The sequence below is a fragment of the Idiomarina loihiensis genome (assembly GCF_024584785.1).
Taxonomy (GTDB): Bacteria; Pseudomonadota; Gammaproteobacteria; order Enterobacterales; family Alteromonadaceae; genus Pseudidiomarina; species Pseudidiomarina fusca.
In genome coordinates this window covers 1,263,363-1,281,193 of record NZ_CP074112.1, presented here as the reverse complement: position 1 = coordinate 1,281,193, position 17,831 = coordinate 1,263,363, and the positions used below count along the sequence as shown (strand labels likewise).

The 17,831-nt window shown below is 49.4% G+C and carries 19 protein-coding genes and 1 other annotated feature; of the genes, 11 read left to right on the top strand and 8 right to left on the bottom strand.

Translation table 11 applies throughout. The features are described 5' to 3' along the window. Window positions 1-2: 2 nt before the first annotated feature. The 6 genes from trpB to smpB form a co-directional block, all read right to left on the bottom strand. Window positions 3-1,217 (bottom strand): tryptophan synthase subunit beta, encoded by a 1,215-nt coding sequence (gene trpB, locus KGF88_RS06125; RefSeq protein WP_153826654.1) that lies wholly within the window; start codon window positions 1,215-1,217, stop codon window positions 3-5. Then, entirely contained in the window at window positions 1,210-2,613 is a 1,404-nt protein-coding gene (gene trpCF, locus KGF88_RS06120; protein WP_202912505.1) for a bifunctional indole-3-glycerol-phosphate synthase TrpC/phosphoribosylanthranilate isomerase TrpF, read from the bottom strand. Before trpCF ends, trpB begins: the two co-directional genes overlap by 8 nt. Then, complete coding sequence (gene trpD, locus KGF88_RS06115; RefSeq protein ID WP_153826652.1) at window positions 2,600-3,610, bottom strand: anthranilate phosphoribosyltransferase; 1,011 nt, start codon at window positions 3,608-3,610, stop codon at window positions 2,600-2,602. Before trpD ends, trpCF begins: the two co-directional genes overlap by 14 nt. After that, on the bottom strand, window positions 3,598-4,263 hold the full coding sequence (locus KGF88_RS06110) for an aminodeoxychorismate/anthranilate synthase component II (RefSeq protein ID WP_274380145.1): 666 nt from the start codon (window positions 4,261-4,263) through the stop codon (window positions 3,598-3,600). Before KGF88_RS06110 ends, trpD begins: the two co-directional genes overlap by 13 nt. Next, entirely contained in the window at window positions 4,260-5,879 is a 1,620-nt protein-coding gene (locus KGF88_RS06105) for an anthranilate synthase component 1 (protein WP_162014537.1), read from the bottom strand. Before KGF88_RS06105 ends, KGF88_RS06110 begins: the two co-directional genes overlap by 4 nt. A 63-nt stretch (window positions 5,880-5,942) precedes the next feature. Continuing rightward, window positions 5,943-6,045: a sequence feature (Trp leader region), on the bottom strand. Window positions 6,046-6,207: 162 nt separating this feature from the next. Continuing rightward, entirely contained in the window at window positions 6,208-6,687 is a 480-nt protein-coding gene (gene smpB, locus KGF88_RS06100) for an SsrA-binding protein SmpB (RefSeq protein WP_110076302.1), read from the bottom strand. A 165-nt stretch (window positions 6,688-6,852) separates the two neighbouring features. On the opposite strand from smpB, the gene KGF88_RS06095 reads away from it, so the two are divergent. Genes KGF88_RS06095 through sixA form a run of 3 tightly spaced genes read left to right on the top strand, consistent with a single transcriptional unit; the run spans window position 6,853 to window position 8,194 of the window. Further along, complete coding sequence (locus KGF88_RS06095) at window positions 6,853-7,296, top strand: type II toxin-antitoxin system RatA family toxin (protein ID WP_110076303.1); 444 nt, start codon at window positions 6,853-6,855, stop codon at window positions 7,294-7,296. A gap of 4 nt (window positions 7,297-7,300) precedes the next feature. Beyond that, the gene (locus KGF88_RS06090; RefSeq protein WP_153826715.1) at window positions 7,301-7,684 is read left to right on the top strand and encodes an RnfH family protein; all 384 of its coding nucleotides are present in this window, start codon (window positions 7,301-7,303) and stop codon (window positions 7,682-7,684) included. 3 nt (window positions 7,685-7,687) lie between these two features. Continuing rightward, entirely contained in the window at window positions 7,688-8,194 is a 507-nt protein-coding gene (gene sixA / locus KGF88_RS06085; RefSeq protein ID WP_146204094.1) for a phosphohistidine phosphatase SixA, read from the top strand. Here the strand turns inward: sixA and smrB are convergent. Beyond that, on the bottom strand, window positions 8,154-8,717 hold the full coding sequence (gene smrB, locus KGF88_RS06080) for an endonuclease SmrB (RefSeq protein ID WP_153826651.1): 564 nt from the start codon (window positions 8,715-8,717) through the stop codon (window positions 8,154-8,156). The genes sixA and smrB overlap by 41 nt on opposite strands. 140 nt (window positions 8,718-8,857) lie before the next feature. On the opposite strand from smrB, the gene prmB reads away from it, so the two are divergent. The 4 genes from prmB to KGF88_RS06060 are packed head-to-tail and all read left to right on the top strand — an operon-like array spanning window position 8,858 to window position 12,647. Further along, entirely contained in the window at window positions 8,858-9,754 is an 897-nt protein-coding gene (gene prmB / locus KGF88_RS06075) for a 50S ribosomal protein L3 N(5)-glutamine methyltransferase (protein WP_228759519.1), read from the top strand. 45 nt (window positions 9,755-9,799) lie between these two features. Then, window positions 9,800-10,900, top strand: a complete 1,101-nt coding sequence (gene aroC / locus KGF88_RS06070; RefSeq protein WP_153826650.1) for a chorismate synthase — start codon at window positions 9,800-9,802, stop codon at window positions 10,898-10,900. A gap of 13 nt (window positions 10,901-10,913) precedes the next feature. Continuing rightward, window positions 10,914-11,486, top strand: a complete 573-nt coding sequence (locus tag KGF88_RS06065) for an elongation factor P hydroxylase (RefSeq protein ID WP_274380144.1) — start codon at window positions 10,914-10,916, stop codon at window positions 11,484-11,486. Window positions 11,487-11,504: 18 nt separating this feature from the next. Continuing rightward, on the top strand, window positions 11,505-12,647 hold the full coding sequence (locus tag KGF88_RS06060) for an ATP-NAD kinase family protein (RefSeq protein ID WP_153826649.1): 1,143 nt from the start codon (window positions 11,505-11,507) through the stop codon (window positions 12,645-12,647). A 6-nt stretch (window positions 12,648-12,653) separates the two neighbouring features. Here KGF88_RS06060 and KGF88_RS06055 read toward each other — a convergent pair whose 3' ends face one another. Beyond that, window positions 12,654-12,974, bottom strand: coding sequence for a 2Fe-2S iron-sulfur cluster-binding protein (locus KGF88_RS06055; protein ID WP_110076309.1), 321 nt, complete (start codon window positions 12,972-12,974; stop codon window positions 12,654-12,656). 129 nt (window positions 12,975-13,103) lie between these two features. On the opposite strand from KGF88_RS06055, the gene gpt reads away from it, so the two are divergent. The 4 genes from gpt (at window position 13,104) to KGF88_RS06035 (ending at window position 17,752) form a co-directional block, all read left to right on the top strand. Then, complete coding sequence (gene gpt / locus KGF88_RS06050; RefSeq protein ID WP_110076310.1) at window positions 13,104-13,589, top strand: xanthine phosphoribosyltransferase; 486 nt, start codon at window positions 13,104-13,106, stop codon at window positions 13,587-13,589. A 76-nt stretch (window positions 13,590-13,665) separates the two neighbouring features. After that, complete coding sequence (locus tag KGF88_RS06045; protein WP_153826648.1) at window positions 13,666-15,765, top strand: TonB-dependent receptor; 2,100 nt, start codon at window positions 13,666-13,668, stop codon at window positions 15,763-15,765. Continuing rightward, entirely contained in the window at window positions 15,747-16,793 is a 1,047-nt protein-coding gene (locus tag KGF88_RS06040; protein ID WP_153826647.1) for a PepSY-associated TM helix domain-containing protein, read from the top strand. Before KGF88_RS06045 ends, KGF88_RS06040 begins: the two co-directional genes overlap by 19 nt. Window positions 16,794-16,837: 44 nt before the next feature. Beyond that, the gene (locus KGF88_RS06035; RefSeq protein ID WP_153826646.1) at window positions 16,838-17,752 is read left to right on the top strand and encodes a metallophosphoesterase; all 915 of its coding nucleotides are present in this window, start codon (window positions 16,838-16,840) and stop codon (window positions 17,750-17,752) included. Window positions 17,753-17,831 lie beyond the last annotated feature (79 nt).

The following is a 17,831-nucleotide window of genomic DNA, read 5'->3' as shown; positions in this document are numbered from 1 at the left end:
GATTATTCTCCTTGAGCGGTAGCTGCAAAAATGCGACGAACGTGATCGATGTCTTTATCACCGCGGCCTGAAAGGTTAATCAGTAATAGTTCTGGAGCATCGGGCTCAGCTGCACGTTTCAATGCATAGGCGAGCGCATGGGCTGACTCTAGTGCAGGAATAATTCCTTCTTTTTCTGCCAACAACTTAAAGGCTTCCAGCGCTTCATCGTCGGTTACAGACTCATAACGCGCCCGGCCAATACTTTTCAGGTAAGCATGTTGTGGGCCTACGCCAGGATAATCAAGCCCAGCCGAGACCGAATAACTTTCTTCGATTTGGCCTTCGTCGGTTTGCATAATAAAGCTGCGACAACCGTGTAAGATGCCGGGCGCTCCGGCAGCTAAAGTGGCACCATGATGATGAGTATCAATTCCTTTGCCGGCTGGTTCGACTCCCACTAGGGCCACGCCCGGTTCATCAATAAACTCAGCGAACATACCGATAGCGTTAGAGCCACCGCCCACACAGGCAATGACTTCATCAGGTAGGCGACCGGCTTGGGCAATCATTTGTGCCTTGGCTTCGGCGCCAATCATGCGATGAAATTCACGCACAATGGTTGGGAACGGGTGTGGGCCAGCGGCGGTGCCTAAAAGGTAGTGGGTAGTTTGGTAACTGGCCGTCCAGTCGCGCATAGCTTCGTTTACGGCGTCTTTGAGGGTGCCACTACCGCTATCTACAGCCACTACTTTGGCGCCCATCAGTTCCATTCTGAACACATTAGGCTGCTGCCGAGCTACGTCTTTAGCACCCATGTAAATAATACATTCTAGCCCTAACAGAGCGCAGGCGAGGGCGGTGGCGGTACCATGTTGGCCGGCGCCGGTTTCGGCAATAATACGAGTTTTGCCCATGCGCTTGGCGAGCAGAGCCTGGCCAAGTACTTGGTTGGTTTTATGGGCGCCGCCATGCAATAGGTCTTCTCGTTTTAAATAGATTTTGCAGCCATTAGGCGATGTTAGCGGCAGATTGCGGCACAAAGATAAAGGCGTAGGACGACCCAAGTAGTTCTTGAGGAGGTCACTAAATTCCGCTTGAAAAGCCGGATCTTGTTGTGCTTCTAAAAAGGCTTGCTCTAGCTGTTCTAACGCCGGCAATAAAATCTCGGGGACAAATTGCCCCCCAAAATCACCAAAATAAGGCGACAAAGTTTCCGCTGAGGTACGACTAGTCATGAGTGACTCCTTGCTGAATACGACCATAACCCCGTAATTGGGTCATGACTTGATTAATAAGGGCAGGGTCTTTGTGTGCTTTATAGAGTTCAACCCCAGAGTTAATATCACAGCGCGCTAGCCCAGTGGCTAAGGCAGCGCTTACATTGCTTGCGTTCAGCCCCCCAGCTATCATGCACTGCTGGCGCTGAGCCGGTGTTAAGTGAGCTAATAACGACCAGTCAAAAGGTTCGCCGCTACCACCGTATCTGTTATCCAGTAAAAACGTATCTACTTCTAAATCAGGCAGTAACAAGGGTTCGTCTACCGCAACCGCCTTCCAGATCTGCACGTTGCGCGGAATCGCCTTGCGTAATTGGCTAATGTAATCAAAGTCTTCTTGGCCATGCAGCTGAACTGCATGCAAGTTCAGCTGCTGGGTAAGCTCAGCCACCTCGTGCAGCGGTTGGTCGGCAAATACGCCCACGTAGGCAAGCAATGGAGCTGCTGCAATCACGGCTTGTGCTTGAGCTAAATCAACACAACGCGGCGAATGTTTCACAAAGATCAAGCCACCAAATGCGGCTCCTGCGGCATGGACACAAAGGCTATCTTCGGGGCGCTGCAAACCACATATTTTATGTTCGCCATAGACTAATTCACGGCAGGCTTGGTCGACATTCGCTTGTGCCGCCAATGCACTGCCCACTAAGAAGCCATCCACCACACCAGCTGCTGCTCGCACTTGTTGATTCGTATGATAACCAGACTCGGCGACCACCAATACGCCTGGAGGAATCTGCTGGCTCAGTTTTAAACTGGTATCAGTATCAATATTTAAGGTGTGCAAATCACGGTTATTGATCCCAACAATCTTCGCTTTTAAGTTAATTGCCCGCGTTAATTCTGCTTCGTTAGCTACCTCGGTCAGCACATCCAGCTGATATTTGGCGGCCAGCTCAGCCAAAGCTTGGTACTGCTGATCGTCTAAAATCGACAGCATCAACAAAATCGCATCAGCACCAAAATATCGGGCTAGCAACACTTGCAAGGGCTCAATAATGAAATCTTTGCATAGGACGGGTTTATCAACAGCTTGGCTGACCGCGGCCAAATAGGCATAGCTACCTTGAAAATAGTTCGGCTCAGTTAACACCGAAATAGCGTCCGCATAACGAGCGTAAGTTTGGGCCAAGCTGACCGGATTAAAATCAGGTCGAATCAACCCCTTGCTGGGCGATGCGCGCTTACATTCTAAAATAAAACTGGCTCGCGGTTGCGCTAAAGCGGCAGCCAAACTGCGGCTACTGGTCTGCAATTGCGCTTGCAGTTGCTCGGCTTGATAGTGCTGGCTTAATTGCTCGAGTTCAGCTCGGCGGCTAGCCACGATTTCTTGCAGCACACTAGGAATACTCACGATTAAACTCCTGTAGCTTGTGTAAATGGGCAAGGGCTTTGCCGCTAGCTAAATGCTCGAGTGCCGCGGTACAGCCGGCGGCGATGGTGTCAGTTACGCCGCTGAGGTACAGCATCCCGGCTACGGCTACGGCCACTGCGTCAAGCTGAGCTTGGCTAGCTTGGCCTTGCAACACACGTTGCAACAATTGGGCGTTGAAGTCGGCATCGCCACCGCGTAAGGCACTGATTGGTGCCGTTTGTACGCCTAATTGTTGGGGGGTAAGTTGATACTCAGTGAGTTCGCCATCACGTAACTCCACCACATGGGTGTTGGCATGGATTGCTATCTCATCTAAGCCTGAACCATGCACCACCATAGCTCGTTTACAGCCTAACATACGCAAGGTTTCTGCCATCGGTTTACACCAACTAGGATCATAAACGCCGAGCAACTGGGCATCGGGTTGGGCTGGATTCACCAGCGGCCCAAGAAGGTTAAACAAGGTACGAGTTTTTAAAGTTTGTCGACTCGGCATGGCGTAGCGAATACCAGGATGATAGTGGGGCGCAAACAAGAAGCAAAAATTAAAGCGATCCAGCTGCGCCGCTGCCACTTCAGGGTCTTGGGTAACGGATAAGCCTAAACTTTCTAGCACATCAGCAGAACCAGAGCGTGACGACACGCTGCGGTTTCCATGTTTGGCTACGGTCAGGCCCATGCTTGCGGCTACCAGTGCGGCAGTGGTAGAAATGTTCATGGTGTTACTACCGTCGCCGCCGGTACCACAGCTATCTATTACCACTCGCTGGGGGCGTTGAAAAGGTTTGGCAGCACGCCGCAGCGCTTGTGCGGCACCTGCCATTTCGCTGGGTTGCTCACCGCGCATTTTCATCGCCACTAAGGCTGCGGTGATTTGAATATCGTTCAGCTCACCTTTCACTAAGTGGTCGAACAGCCGCTCGGCAGCATCAACGGATAAGGCTTTACCGGCCATTAAATCGGTTATTGCTTGCATGGTAGACTCCCGTATTGAGCAAATAAATACGCCACACTCTGCGCCAGTAAACGAGTTCCGTGACTAGTTAAAATAGATTCTGGATGAAATTGAAAACCCAAGGCATAGTAATCCTTAAAGTAGGCTGCCATCGGAATAGCACCTGTGGTGGCAAGCACCGCAATGCTTTGCGGTAACTTAAAGCCACACAAGGAGTGATATCTAGCCACTCCTAAAGGACTTTCTAAGCCATCAAAAATAGGATGGGATTGGCAATCAATCAGTGCCTTTTTGCCATGCACCGTTTCACCGCAGCGGTCAATCTCACCACCAGCTGCGTGAATTAGGGCTTGAAAGCCAAGGCAAATACCCAGCATCGGATACTGCCCACGACAGGCTTCAATCACCTCTAGCAGATGGCCTGCTTGGGCTGGATGGCCCGGGCCCGGCGACAAACACAGCAATTGTCGCCCGGGGTAATCAGCTAGGGCTGCAATGAATTGCTCTAGGGGCACATTATTACGATAAATCATCAGGGGATAACCTAATTGCCGCAGTTCATCCACCAAGTTGTAGGTAAAAGAATCAAAGTTATCTAATAACACGATTCTATCTGGGGCCGAGTTAGCGGCATCAGTGTTGATGTTCATGTTCGCACTCATGTTCACACTCATAAAGAACCTCCGCTGCCAAAACCTTGTTGGTTGGCCTGTTGAATCGCTTCTAACACAGCTCGGGCTTTACCTTCGGTTTCATTCACTTCGGCGAGGGGCTGTGAATCATGAACCACACCGGCCCCAGCTTGTACCACGGCATAACCCTGGCTAACAAAGGCAGAGCGAATAACAATACAAGTATCCATGTCGCCATTGCCGGATAGGTAGCCCACGGCACCGCCATAGCTGCCGCGGCGCTGTTGTTCTACTTGGCGGATAATGGTGGCGGCATTGATTTTTGGCGCACCCACTAAGGTTCCCATATTCATACAGGCACGGTAGGCATGCAGCGCATCAAGATCATCAGCCAACTGCGCCACCACCCGTGAGACCAAGTGCATCACGTGGGAATAACGATCCACCTGCAATAGGTTAGCCACGTAACGGGTGCCAGGCTTAGCAATACGAGCTAAGTCGTTGCGGGCTAAATCAACCAGCATCATGTGCTCGGCGAGTTCTTTTTGATCCAGCCGCAACTCTAGCTCGAGGCGACTATCTAAATCTGCCGCGATGCTGCCATCAGCATGCTTGCCACGGGGGCGGGTACCAGCGATTGGATACAGCTCAACTTGATTGGTAGCTGCGGTATATTTAAGTGCTGATTCTGGCGAAGCGCCGAATAATTCAAATTCTGGGGTGCGTAAAAAGAACATGTAAGGCGAGGGGTTAGCCGCTTTTAGCTGCTGATAGGCAGCTAAACTATCGCGACACTCAATGCGAAACTGTCTTGAAGGCACCACCTGAAAAATATCCCCCGCTAAGATCCGTTCTTGCATCTGTTGCACTATCTGCATAAAAACGTCACGGCTAGGCTCTGCTTGCACCTCAGCAGTGCTGGCAGCAGGGGCTGGGGCGGTTGGTTTGACTGGGCTAGGAAGCTGACACAGGGCCGCTACCCGACCGGCTTGATGAGCCAACTGCTGATAATATTCAGCACTGTTCGGGCCGCTTAGCAAACCTGCAATGAGTTCCGTGGTTTGACTCTGATGATCAATCACCAACAGGGTTTCTGCGAGATAGAACTGGTAGTCCGGGCAGCTGTTGGCCGCCATCGGCACCTCGGGTAATTGCTCAAAACTCGCCACGTAGTCGTAACCAAACACGCCACCGATGAAAATGGCGAGTGGATGGGCATCACCGGCTTGCTGCAATTGTTGCTGGACGATTCGCAGTGGTTCAATATTGGAAACAGCACGTAAGCGCGAGTCTTCATCGCTGGTGCTATCCAGCTCAGCGAATAAGCATACCAACTGGGTGAGTTGGCCTTGCGCATTGCGCTCGGCGGTTAAGCTGCACAAAGGTGTCAGTTGTTCTTCTAACCAAGGTAAGAGCGACTCGCCGTTAGCCGTGAGTGCGGTGATGGTGACTTGATTGCCAGCGCAGGTAAATTGCACCGAAGCGCTTACCATCAGCAAACTTTTGAGGTGCTGGCGCGATTGAATTTCAGCAGAATCAAGCAACAACGAATGCGGCTGATCGGCGCACACGCGCTGATACACAGCAAGCGTATCCGCTTGATAGGGTAGCTTGATGCGCAAACTACTGAGGGTTCCAAAAGATTCGATAATGTTCACAAAGACCTACTTGTTAGCTAAGTTGTATAACTTTTTGTATGGTTTTTAGTTTGATTTTCAGCCACAAAAAAACCCGCTCCAGGAGCGGGTTTTTTGAATCTAACTACGTGAGAGACACGCACAGACACACCACCCGCTATATCGGGAGATGCCACCACCAGTTGAATGCTTGAACTGCGATTGGGTTTGTCATGTGTTTGCCTTACGCTTTTTTTTTATTGTGTAACTATTTGACAGTGTTAACTTGTATACAGGAACTTTTGTATACAGGAACTTTTGTATACAGGAACTTTTGTATACAGGAACTTACCCTGATTTAGATCACATGTCAACGCACATTATGTTTCATAATACGTGCTTTTTGGCGCTGCCAATCACGTTCTTTAATGGTGTCACGTTTGTCGTGTGACTTTTTACCCTTAGCTAGGTAAATTTCTAACTTCACGAGATGCCGCTTCCAATACATGGCGGTTGCCACAATGGAGTAGCCATCACGCTCGCTAGCGCCAATCAATTTATCCAACTCACGTTTTTTCAACAGCAGTTTGCGGGTGCGCTCTGGGTCGCATACCACGTGGGTTGAAGCTGAAATCAGCGGTTGGATCTGGGCGCCTAATAAATAGGCCTCACCATTTTTGATGATCACGTAAGTATCGGCAATGTTCACCTTACCTTCGCGGATGCTTTTGATTTCCCAGCCTTGTAAGGCGATACCTGCCTCAAACTTATCTTCGAGGAAGTATTCGTGACGGGCCTTTTTGTTCAGGGCTATAGTGCCTGAATTGACTTGTTTTTTAGCTTTGCTCATGTCAGTTATTATACCCATGCCTTGGTAAAATCATACGTTTTTATTGTCTTGTCGAAGGAATCAACAATTGTCATTGGGGAGATGATTCATGGCTTAAATTGCGCTATCATGCGCAGCATTTTACAGCTGTAACGCTTAGGCGTAAATCAGAGGATAAGAAAACCTATGCCAACAATCGAACGCAGCGCATTAGTACCGTACAGTGACGAACAAATGTATGCGTTAGTCGACGATATTGATAGTTATCCGCAATTTGTGCCGGGTTGTCGAGCTGCGGCTATTTTAGAGCAATCTGCCGAGATGAAAGTGGCGCGCTTAGAAATCAGCAAAGCGGGTATCAGTAAGTCTTTTACCACGCGCAACAGCCTGCATCCGTTTAGCCAAATCGGGATGGAACTGGTTGATGGTCCGTTTGAGTATTTGCGCGGTGGTTGGAGCTTTCATCGGTTAGATGAACACGCCTGTAAAATAGTATTACGGTTAGAATTTGAATTTGCTAATCGCTTGTTAGGTATGGCCTTTGGCAAAATTTTCAATGAGCTACAAAGCCGCATGGTGGACGCCTTTGTACAGCGTGCGCAACAAGTGTATGGAGTGAATCGTGGCTGAAGCAATGCAATCGGCAGCAGCAGCGGCTGAACCTGTGCAGCCCGAACTTATACAAATAGAAGTGGCTTACGCGACGCCAGCTCAGCAACAAATTATCAAGCTCAGAGTGGCGGCGGAAACCCCAGTTCAGCAAGCCATTGAACAGTCGGGCATCCTGCAATACTTTCCTGAGATAGATCTTAGTCAGCAAAAAGTGGGTATTTGGAGTAAGGCGGTTAAATTAGACCACCAGGTGCGCGATGGCGACCGCATCGAAATTTATCGACCCCTCATCGCAGATCCTAAAGCCGTGCGCCGTCGCCGCGCTGATCAAGCCAAAGATGAAGGGCGTGCCGATCCTGTTACTGGCGGGCGTAAGCGCGAACGTGCGGCAACTGAGAGCGAATAAAGCGTGACAATAACCTTATATTTGATGCGTCATGGTGATGCGGTACCAGCTCAAGCCTTGCAAGCGGATGCCATTCGTCCGCTCAGCCCGTTGGGCGAAGAAGAAGTGCTAGCGGCAGCTACTTGGCTGCAGCAGTACCTTGCTGAACAAGGCCAGTCAGGCCTAGATTGGCTGCTGGTGAGTCCTTATATTCGGGCCCAACAAACCGCCACCATAGTAGCGCAGACAACCACCGCCAAAGTACGTGACATCAGTCATGACATTACTCCAGCTGGTGATGCCGATATGTTCACGGAGTGGCTGTGGGTTAAGTTAGCGGCCATGGCAAGCACTTCGGCTCAGGTGATGGTGGTGTCTCACATGCCCTTTATCAGTTATTTGGTGGCGGCCTTAGATCAAGCCACACCGCCACTTATTTTCCCAACTGCTGGCATAGCAGAGCTGCAAGTGGATATCGCCAAACGCAAGATCAGCTTTGTGCGGATGATTGCGGCAACTCCAGCAGAATAAGCAGTGCAGCATCGCCACCCCATTGCTTTGGTGCTTGGTGAAAGGCCTTGACGGCAGGGTGCTGAACCAACCAATGGGGCAGATTTTCTTTTAAAATACCTTGGCCATGGCCACTCATAATGGCACAGCAGTCAACCTGCTGTTTTTGGCATGCGTACAACAAGGCAGCAATTTCCTGTTTGGCTACAGCTTGGGTTAAGCCATGCAAATCAAGAAACAGTTCCGGCGCAAAATCTCCCCGCCGTAATTGCTTTAACACATGGCTAGCTGTGCCCGGTGCCAGATAGCGTATGGCTCCTTCAGCAAAGTGCGCGCGATAGGTATCAGAGAAAAAGAATTCCGCCTGTTGTTGCTTCATTTGTTGTGCCGCAGAAAGTTCTGGGCGCCGCCTACGTAACCGTTTAGGCGTAGCGCTAGCAGGCTGATGCGAATCATCCACAATACGTTTATCCACCTTCACTAAATCAGCAAAAGATGAAGTCTCGGCAAGGTCAGGTGCTGGCTTGTTTGGGTCTTTAGTCATGCGGTTTAGGTTCAGCTTATGTTCGGCTTCTGTTTGGCATAGGTTCGGTCATAGGTTCCGCATAGGTTAGTGCGAAATGGGCCAGTTTAGGGTATCTTATAGCCTATTGGGGAACAACCAACAATTATCTGGAGAATGGATTGAGCGCTTTTACCACAACGAGCTTGTTAGACGCTTTGCGTTGGGCTGTGTCTGCGATGCAGCAGGCCGATGTTTATTTTGGTCATGGCACCGATAACGCCCACAGTGAAGCTCAACTCATGTTGGCTCATGTCACGCATTTACAATTTCAACAGCTCAATGACTACTTATCAGCTCATCTAACAGCTGCAGAATGGCAGCAGTTCAGTGACCTGGTCAACGAGCGAATCAGCACCCGTAAGCCAGCGGCCTACTTGGTAGGGCAGGCATGGTTTGCCGGGCTTCCCTTCGTAGTTGACGAGCGGGTGCTGGTGCCACGTTCACCTATTGCTGAGCTGATTGAACAGCAATTTGCAACTTGGTTGACGCAACCACCTCAACGTATTTTAGATTTGTGTACCGGCAGTGGCTGTATTGCCATCGCTTGTGCCTATGCCTTTGCAGACGCTGAAGTAGACGCGTTAGATATTTCATTAGAGGCATTGGCGGTAGCGGAAGAAAATATTGCCATGCATGAGCTAGAGCAACGGGTGTTTCCGATCCAATCAAACTTGTATGACGCCATTCCTAAGCAGCGCTATGATCTTATCGTGACCAATCCGCCTTATGTGGATGCGGACGATATGGATGATCTCCCCGAGGAGTTTCATCATGAGCCAGAGCTTGGTTTAGCGGCAGGTGAAGATGGCCTCGATTTAGTTCGCACGATTTTACGTGAAGCGCCAGATCATCTTACTGAGCAGGGCGTGTTGATATGTGAGGTTGGCAATTCATGGGTGGCATTGGCCCATGAATTTCCACAAGTGCCATTTGAGTGGATTGAATTTGAACGTGGTGGCGATGGGGTCTTTATGCTGCGCTACGCTGATTTAGTGGCTTGTCGCGACCTTTTTTAGTACTACCTAGCAAAAATAACAGAAGCATTCGGTAATAGAGGATTTATGGCTGCTAATACTTGGGGCGAATTATTTCGAGTCACCACCTTTGGTGAAAGCCATGGGCCCGCAATTGGTGCGATCATTGATGGCTGTCCGCCAGGATTAGCCCTTAGCGAAGCCGATATCCAGCCTTTTTTGGATAAACGCCGGCCTGGCCAAAGTCGTTATACCACCGCGCGTCGAGAAGCTGATCAGGTGCAGATTTTATCAGGGGTGTTTGAGGGACGAACCACAGGCACGCCCATCGGACTACTGATTCATAATACCGATCAGCGCAGTCAAGATTATGGCTCTATCAAAGACCAATTTCGCCCCGGCCACGCAGATTATACCTATGCGCACAAATACGGTGAGCGTGATTATCGCGGTGGCGGTCGTTCGTCCGCGCGTGAAACGGCCATGCGCGTTGCTGCTGGCGCCGTGGCACAACTTTATTTGGCCCAGCGGTTAGGGATCACTTTCCGAGCAGCGATAACCCAAATAGGCCCTCACCATGCCGACCCAACGGCGGCCAGTTTCGATTGGCAGCGGGTGCCCAACAGCCCCTTGTTCTGTGGTGATAGCGATTGTGAAGCCGCCGCCGCTGAGTACCTCAAACAATTACTGAAAGAGGGCGATTCGGTTGGAGCGCGGGTTAGATTAGAAGTACTAGGCGTTCCGGTAGGCTTAGGTGAGCCCGTGTTTGATCGCTTAGATGCTGATTTAGCCAAGGCATTGATGAGTATTAATGCTGTAAAAGCGGTCAGTATTGGTGATGGCTTTGCTGTGGCAGCACAACGCGGTAGCGAACACCGCGATGCGTTAACCCCCGCGAGCTTTAGCAGCAATCATGCGGGCGGTGTGCTAGGTGGCATTGCAACCGGTCAACCCTTGATTGCCGACGTAGCTTTTAAGCCAACCTCGAGTATTACCCAACCGGGTAGCACCATAGATAAAAACGGCAACGCTTGTGAGATAGTCACTCGTGGTCGCCACGACCCTTGCGTTGGTATTCGCGGGGTGCCAGTGGTTGAAGCAATGGCCGCCTTGGTGATCATGGACCATTGGTTACGCCATCGTGCTCAAAATGCTGATGTAAAACACAGTTTACCAACGATCGGTTGAGCATGAGTGGTAGATGATGACACGAGCACAAAGGGCCAACGAGCCCGATTATCTGGCACTTATTGACGTCTTTGAAGCGTGTTTTTTTGACAGCTATCGAACCCGCTTGGTAGCAGGTACCGACGAACCATATTATCAGCCAGGCGCGGACGGTGAGCCGCATCAAATCGTGTTCGCTCATGGCTTTTTTAGTTCTGCACTGCACGAGATAGCGCATTGGTGTATTGCCGGTAAGGCCCGTCGCCAGCAATTTGATTACGGCTATTGGTACGAACCCGATGGTCGCACCCCAGAGCAGCAGCGCTTGTTTGAGCAAGTCGAAGTAAAACCGCAAGCCATTGAATGGCTGTTCTGTGTCTGCTCGGGGCGTAAATTTCAGGTGAGTGTGGATAATTTAAACGCACTCGAAAGCGGCGCCGAGATAGATAGAAATGCTTTTACCGACAACGTTCGGGCTCAGTTTAATTCCTACGTGGCAAACGGCTGGCCGCAGCGAGCTGCACAGTTTGCGGCCGCGCTTGCTAACCATTATGGCCAACCTTGGCCGGTTCAAGCTCAGCCTGCAGTGGTTGCTAAGCATAACTAAGGAGACCTGTTGTAACTCATGACCTCAAGTAATCTGATTCGTATTGGCTTGATTATCAATCCACTGGCAGGTTTAGGCGGCAGTGTCGCCCTCAAAGGCAGTGATGGTGCTGCAACCGCCGCGCAAGCATTGGCCTTAGGGGCTCAGCCACAAGCCCAGCACCGTACCATGCAGGCATTGAAGCAATTAGGATCTTGGTCTGAGCAAGTGCAATTCTATTGTGGTAGTGACGAACTCGGCGAACAGGTTTTGCAGCAACTGGGCTTGCCTCATCAAGTGGTTTACCACCCGAGTACGCAGCCTTCTACTGCCGCTGATACGCAAGCCATGGCACGTATGTTTGCGACTGAACAGCCGGTAGATTTGTTGTTGTTTGCCGGAGGCGATGGCACGGCTCGCGATATTTGTGCAGTGTATCCAGATGATCGCCCGGTGTTAGGAATTCCTGCAGGAGTAAAAATTCACTCCGGTGTGTATGCTATTAGCCCAGCTGCCGCAGGTAAAGTTCTACAGAAACTGGTGAGTGGTGAGTTAACGTCGGTAACCCGCGCCGATGTCATGGATATTGATGAAGAAGCCTTTCGCGCTGGTACGGTGCGAGCCAAGCGTTACGGCGAAATGATGGTGCCAGCTGAGTTACAATACATCCAAGCGGTAAAAATGGGCGGTAAAGAAAGCGACGAATTGGTTCTTGCTGATATTGCTGCTGATGTCATTGAGAGCATGGAAGATGACACCCTCTACATTATGGGCTCAGGCTCCACTGTAGCCGCAGTGATGGAAGAATTAGGATTAGCAAATACCTTGCTCGGCGTGGATGTGATTGCTGCTGGTCAATTGTTAGCACAAGATGTGACCGCCAAACAGCTAGAAGCTTTAGTTTCCGAGCATGCTGGCCCCGTGAAGCTAGTCATTACCGTGATTGGTGGGCAGGGGCATATTTTTGGTCGCGGTAATCAACAACTTAGCCCAGCTGTGATTCGTCACGTGGGGGTTGAAAATATGATTGTGGTGGCAACTAAGCGCAAACTACAGCAACTAAACGGCCGCCCGCTGTTAGTAGATACGGGCGACCCGGAGTTAGATCAAGAGTTGACCGGTTTGCAAACCGTCACCTGCGGCTATCATGACCAAGTATTGGTGCGTATCGCCGGAGTTTAATCGCAATTAATACTGAGATTTAGGTAATCTTACAACCAAGCCATCGAGTTCTTCGGTGATTTTAATTTGACAGCTTAAGCGGCTATGTTCGTTAGGCTCGATGGCCATATCTAGCATATCTTCTTCTCGCTCTGATGGCGGTGGAATAAGTGCTTGCCACTGTGGATCTATGTAACAATGGCAAGTTGCGCAGCTCATCACGCCGCCACACTCACCAAGAATTCCATCAATCATATTATCCACAGCACCTTGCATGAGGTTTTCGCCCACCGCAATATCGGCATCAAATTGGTTCTCTTGTGCATCAATAAAAATAACACGAGGCATAAAACAAGTGACTCCATAAACTTAAAAATTAGCTGCTAATGAGCGCAAGGTTACCATAGTTTTAGGTAGCTTGCGGACAGAAATCCGCTAAAATGGGCGTTATTATTTGCAAATAAAGGGATGAAAACGATGGTCGGCCACACCAATAGAGAATTTTTTGTATCGTGGGAAGAACTCCACCGCGCCACCAAAGAACTAGCCAGACGCCAATTGCCGGCAGAGCAGTGGCAAGGCATCATTGCAGTATCTAGAGGCGGCTTAGTGCCGGCAGCTATTCTGGCGCGCGAGCTGAATATCCGTGTGGTAGATTCAGTTTGTGTCAGCTCGTACGATCATACCAGTCAACGCAGCGACATTAGTTTGCTCAAAGATGTGAACGCCACCACGGATGGCGAGGGTTTTCTTGTCATTGATGACTTAGTGGATACCGGCAATACCTTGAAGTTCTTACGAACGCGCTTTCCCAAAGCGAAATTTATCACCGTTTATGCCAAACCAGCGGGTATGGATTTAGTCGATGACTTTGTGGCAAAACTTGAACAAGAAACCTGGATTCATTTTCCTTGGGATATGCATTTACATTACGTTGAACCGCTGGCCGGCAAAGAAAGTTAGTCAAATATCCTAATTGACGTTTTAAATGCGAATCATTATCATTACCTCAGGTTTTTTACTTGAGGTAGGATAATTCATGCGACTAGCACTTGTAACTCTAGCAATCACATCTGTTTTAGCTGGGACAACCACGTCCACACAAGCACAAGATCTTGCAGCTCAAGAAGTGATACAGGTTTCTGCAACTCGTACCGCACAACCCGCCAGCAGTATTGCTGCAACGGTTACTGTGATTGATGGCGAGGATATTCGCGAGCAACTAGCAGTTGCTGATTCATTATCTGATGTGCTAGGTAACTTAGTTCCAGCTTTTTCGCCATCACGGCAAAAGTTAACAAGTGCTGGAGAAACACTGCGTGGGCGTGAGCCACTCTACCTCATTGACGGTGTGCCGCAATCAAATCCATTGCGAAATGGCTCAAGAGCAAGCTACACCATCGATCCGCTGATGATTGAACGGGTTGAGATTATCCACGGTGCTAGTGCTATCCAAGGGATGGGGGCTAGCGGTGGTATCATCAATATTGTGACTAAATCAGCAACAGAGGGTTCGGAGCAAGAGTTTGTTGCTGGTTTAACCACATCACCCGACGAATTTAGCGATGGTCTAAGTTATCGCGCCGGGTACCTAACCCGCCATGTCGCAGATGATTGGCAGGTGGTTGCTGGCGTACAGCTGCGTAGCACCGGCATGTACGTGGACGGCAATGGACAATTCATTGGTACTGATGTAACCCAAGGCGATACGCAAGACTCAGAAAGCTTTGATGTGTTCACTAAAGTAGGTTACCGCATCGATGACCAGCAGCATTTAGAATTGATGGTTAATCATTTTAATTTACAAGGCAATGGTGACTTTTCGCCGGTGAACGGTGATCGTACCGAAGGGCTAGCTGCTGTCTCAGTGAAGCAACCAAGTGAAGGTGATCCAGCTGAGAACAAGGTCACTACAGCCACGTTAACCTACAAAAATAAATCTGTGTTAGGTGCCGATTTAAACTGGCAAGTATTCCTACAAGACTTCTCTGCGTTATACGGTGGTGGTCGCTACGGTACCTTTCAAGATCCTGCCTATGGTGATGATATTTTCGATCAGTCACGTAATGATTCGAATAAGTTTGGTTCACGTTTAACTATGAACTGGAGTGCCGGTGCCATTGTACCCATAGATGTAAGTGCAGGTCTTGATTATTTAAACGATAAAACCTTTCAGGAACTCGCGCAGACGGGGCGTAAATGGGTACCAGAAACTGCATTTGTGAACTGGGCACCTTTTGCACAGCTGCGCTATCAACAAAACGGGCTAACGATAAGTGGTGGCTTGAGATACGAGTATGGCAAGCTAAAAGTAGATGATTTCACCACCTTATATGCCTACAACAGCAGTTTTGTTAAAGGGGGGCAGCCATCTTTTAACGAGTTACTTCCTAACCTCGGTGTGGTGTATGAGTTCAATGACTCTCTACGAGTGTTTGCGAGCTATTCTGAAGGCTTTAGCATGCCAGACGTGGGTCGCGTGTTGCGCGGTATTGATACGCCCAACTTAAGTGTTGATAGCTTTTTGGATTTGCAGCCGGTTATTGCAGATAACCGTGAAGTAGGGATTGAGTTTCGCGGTCAAGATCTTCGTGCAAGTTTGAGTTATTTTACCTCTGAGTCAGATTTAGGAGCACGTTTGCAACCGAATGCGGATGGTATTTTTTCTGTGGCCCGCGAGCGTACTGAAATTGATGGTATCGAGTTCTCAGCAAGCTATGCCTTATCAAACGCCGCTAGCTTTGATTTGAACTACGCTGATACCGATGGCAAATACGACAGTGATGCAGACAATGTCGTTGATACCAAGTTAGGCGGACGTAATATCGCACCTCGGCGTTTAAATCTAAGCTGGAAGCACCAGTGGAGCGATCTAATCAATACCCGTTTGCAGTTAAATACGTTGTTTGATCGTGATATTTATTCAGGAGCTCAGGCAATCAATAACTTTGATGGCTACCAAACGATTGATCTACAAATGAATTATGATACTCCAGAATATGGCCTCTTTACGTTGGGTATTGAGAATTTACTGGATGAATTCTATCTAACTTATTACGCACAAACAGCAGGTGCAGATGCAACCAACTTTGCTGGTCGTGGCCGTACAGTGAGTGTCAATTGGTTCTATCAATTCTAATTAAGCTGCATCGCTGGCTTGGGTTATTCTTTGGTTTATGGTTGGTACTCGTCGCGCTGACGGGTACCTTACTGTTGTACAAAGTAGAGCTGCTGCAGTGGACTTACCCACAACTCAAGCTACAGCAAATACCAACACAAGCGACTGCAGCCGAGGTCTTTGATCGTTATCAAGAGGGGTATGCTTACCTGCCGCGTGATGCCAATCCGTGGCTTGAAATTGTCATGCCAAACGGGGTTCGGCATTATTACAATGACCAAGGTGAGCACATCTTAGCACGCCCCTATTTAGGTGATTGGATTAGCGTGATGGTAGAGTTCCATCACCATTTGCTCTTGCATGATCTGGGCAAAGATTTGCTCGGCTACCTGGGAATAGCAGGGCTCATATTACTCATAACCGGACTTATTCGTTGGTGGCCACGTCATTGGTCCCGACGATTATTAAGTGTGCGCTGGGTATGGCCGTGGCAACGAGGCTTTGCCGCAACCTTGTTTCAGCTTCATAAGGTGGTTGGTAGCCTACTTTTTTTGCCTTTGTTGGTAGGCATACTGACCGGTACGGCCATCATGTATGCTGCTGCCGTCAGTTCTGGTTTAACAGCCTTGTGGCCTAACCAGCAGCAACAACCGATAACAGCAGACCAATGGCGCACAGTTGCAGCTGCGCACAGCTGGCAACAGCGCTTTGAGCGTGCACAACAATTACTGCCAGAGCATCAACCGCAATTGGTGTCTTTATCGAATCTTAGTATGAGGCTTACATTTCCTGGTGAATGGCATCCAAACGGCCGTAGTCACGTGCAATTTGATGCGAAGACAGGGGCAGTGACGAGTGTTTACGATCTGCGCTATGATAGCCGAGGCTATCAGGTAAGCCAGATGATCTTTCCTGTGCATATTGCCGCAGTGGGTGGCTTAGGCTGGTTTATAGTCGTGCTCATGGGCGGCTTAGCGTTAGTACTTTTACCGCTAACTGGTATCTATTTTTGGGGCTGGCGGCAGTTTAAGCAGCGTGCTAGAAGATAATTCATTGGCTCGCTTAACCTAATAAACCTAGGGATATAGTATTGATGTTTGATGTTATCGGTGACATTCATGGTCATGGTGACCGGCTTGAAGCCTTGCTAAAAAAGTTAGGCTACCAGCTGCGTCAGGGTGCCTGGCGGCATCCCGAGCGAACCCTGATCTCGGTTGGTGATCTGATTGATCGTGGCCCACAACAGCGCAAAACCGTTGATATTATTCGTGCCATGCAAGATGCTGGGCAGGCGCAGGTGATTTTAGGCAACCATGAATTAAATGCAGTAGCCTGGACTCTCAGTGACGGCAACGGCGGCTTTTTACGTGCGCACAATGCTAATCATACCCGCCAACATGCGGCTTTTTTAGCTGAAGCAGAGCAAGATAAAGCTTGGTATGCCAGTACCTTAGCTTGGTTTAGAAGCCTACCTGTTTACCTCGACCTACCGGCATTAAGAGTGGTGCATGCCTGTTGGCATGCGCCATCGAAAGCTATCATTGATGCCCATAGCGATGCCCAAGCGGTATTGACGGAAGCGGCTTGGATTGCAGCTAACAGCAAGGGACACGCCTTGTATGATGCCATCGAAGTGATGAACAAAGGCTGGGAAGTAAGCTTACCACCCGGCTATTCGTTTGTTGATAAAGGTGATCATCGGCGTTTTGCTATTCGTACTCAATGGTGGCGGACGGACACTCAGCATTACCGTGATTTAGCACTTGGGGTTGAACCACTCGATACTTTGCCCGATGGCCCCATAGAAGCGGGTAAGTTACCCGGTTATGACCAGCACAAACCACTATTTATTGGGCATTATTGGATGCGTGGTCGGCCACAATTACAATCTCCACAGATTGCCTGCGTGGATTGGTCCGTTGCCGATCCTAGTGGTGACGGGGTATTAGCGGCTTATCGCTTTGACGGCGAGCAGCAATTAAGTAACGACAAGTTTGTTTGGGTTTGATCCTAGCCGGCTGAATTTTTTACGCTAACTAAGGTCGACTAACTAAGGTCGAAAGGTATAGATCATCAGGAGATAGCGT

Excerpts from the sequence above, each read along its gene's own strand:
- KGF88_RS06035 (WP_153826646.1), top strand. The coding sequence starts at position 16,838 with ATGTTTGATGTTATCGGTGACATTCATGGTCATGGTGACCGGCTTGAA.
- gpt (WP_110076310.1), top strand. The coding sequence starts at position 13,104 with ATGGTCGGCCACACCAATAGAGAATTTTTTGTATCGTGGGAAGAACTC.
- smrB (WP_153826651.1), bottom strand. The coding sequence starts at position 8,717 with ATGACTAAAGACCCAAACAAGCCAGCACCTGACCTTGCCGAGACTTCA.
- trpB (WP_153826654.1), bottom strand. The coding sequence starts at position 1,217 with ATGACTAGTCGTACCTCAGCGGAAACTTTGTCGCCTTATTTTGGTGAT.
- trpD (WP_153826652.1), bottom strand. The coding sequence starts at position 3,610 with ATGCAAGCAATAACCGATTTAATGGCCGGTAAAGCCTTATCCGTTGAT.
- KGF88_RS06090 (WP_153826715.1), top strand. The coding sequence starts at position 7,301 with ATGCAATCGGCAGCAGCAGCGGCTGAACCTGTGCAGCCCGAACTTATA.
- smpB (WP_110076302.1), bottom strand. The coding sequence starts at position 6,687 with ATGAGCAAAGCTAAAAAACAAGTCAATTCAGGCACTATAGCCCTGAAC.
- KGF88_RS06095 (WP_110076303.1), top strand. The coding sequence starts at position 6,853 with ATGCCAACAATCGAACGCAGCGCATTAGTACCGTACAGTGACGAACAA.
- KGF88_RS06045 (WP_153826648.1), top strand. The coding sequence starts at position 13,666 with ATGCGACTAGCACTTGTAACTCTAGCAATCACATCTGTTTTAGCTGGG.
- KGF88_RS06060 (WP_153826649.1), top strand. The coding sequence starts at position 11,505 with ATGACCTCAAGTAATCTGATTCGTATTGGCTTGATTATCAATCCACTG.
- KGF88_RS06110 (WP_274380145.1), bottom strand. The coding sequence starts at position 4,263 with ATGAGTGTGAACATGAGTGCGAACATGAACATCAACACTGATGCCGCT.
- KGF88_RS06055 (WP_110076309.1), bottom strand. The coding sequence starts at position 12,974 with ATGCCTCGTGTTATTTTTATTGATGCACAAGAGAACCAATTTGATGCC.
- KGF88_RS06065 (WP_274380144.1), top strand. The coding sequence starts at position 10,914 with ATGATGACACGAGCACAAAGGGCCAACGAGCCCGATTATCTGGCACTT.
- aroC (WP_153826650.1), top strand. The coding sequence starts at position 9,800 with ATGGCTGCTAATACTTGGGGCGAATTATTTCGAGTCACCACCTTTGGT.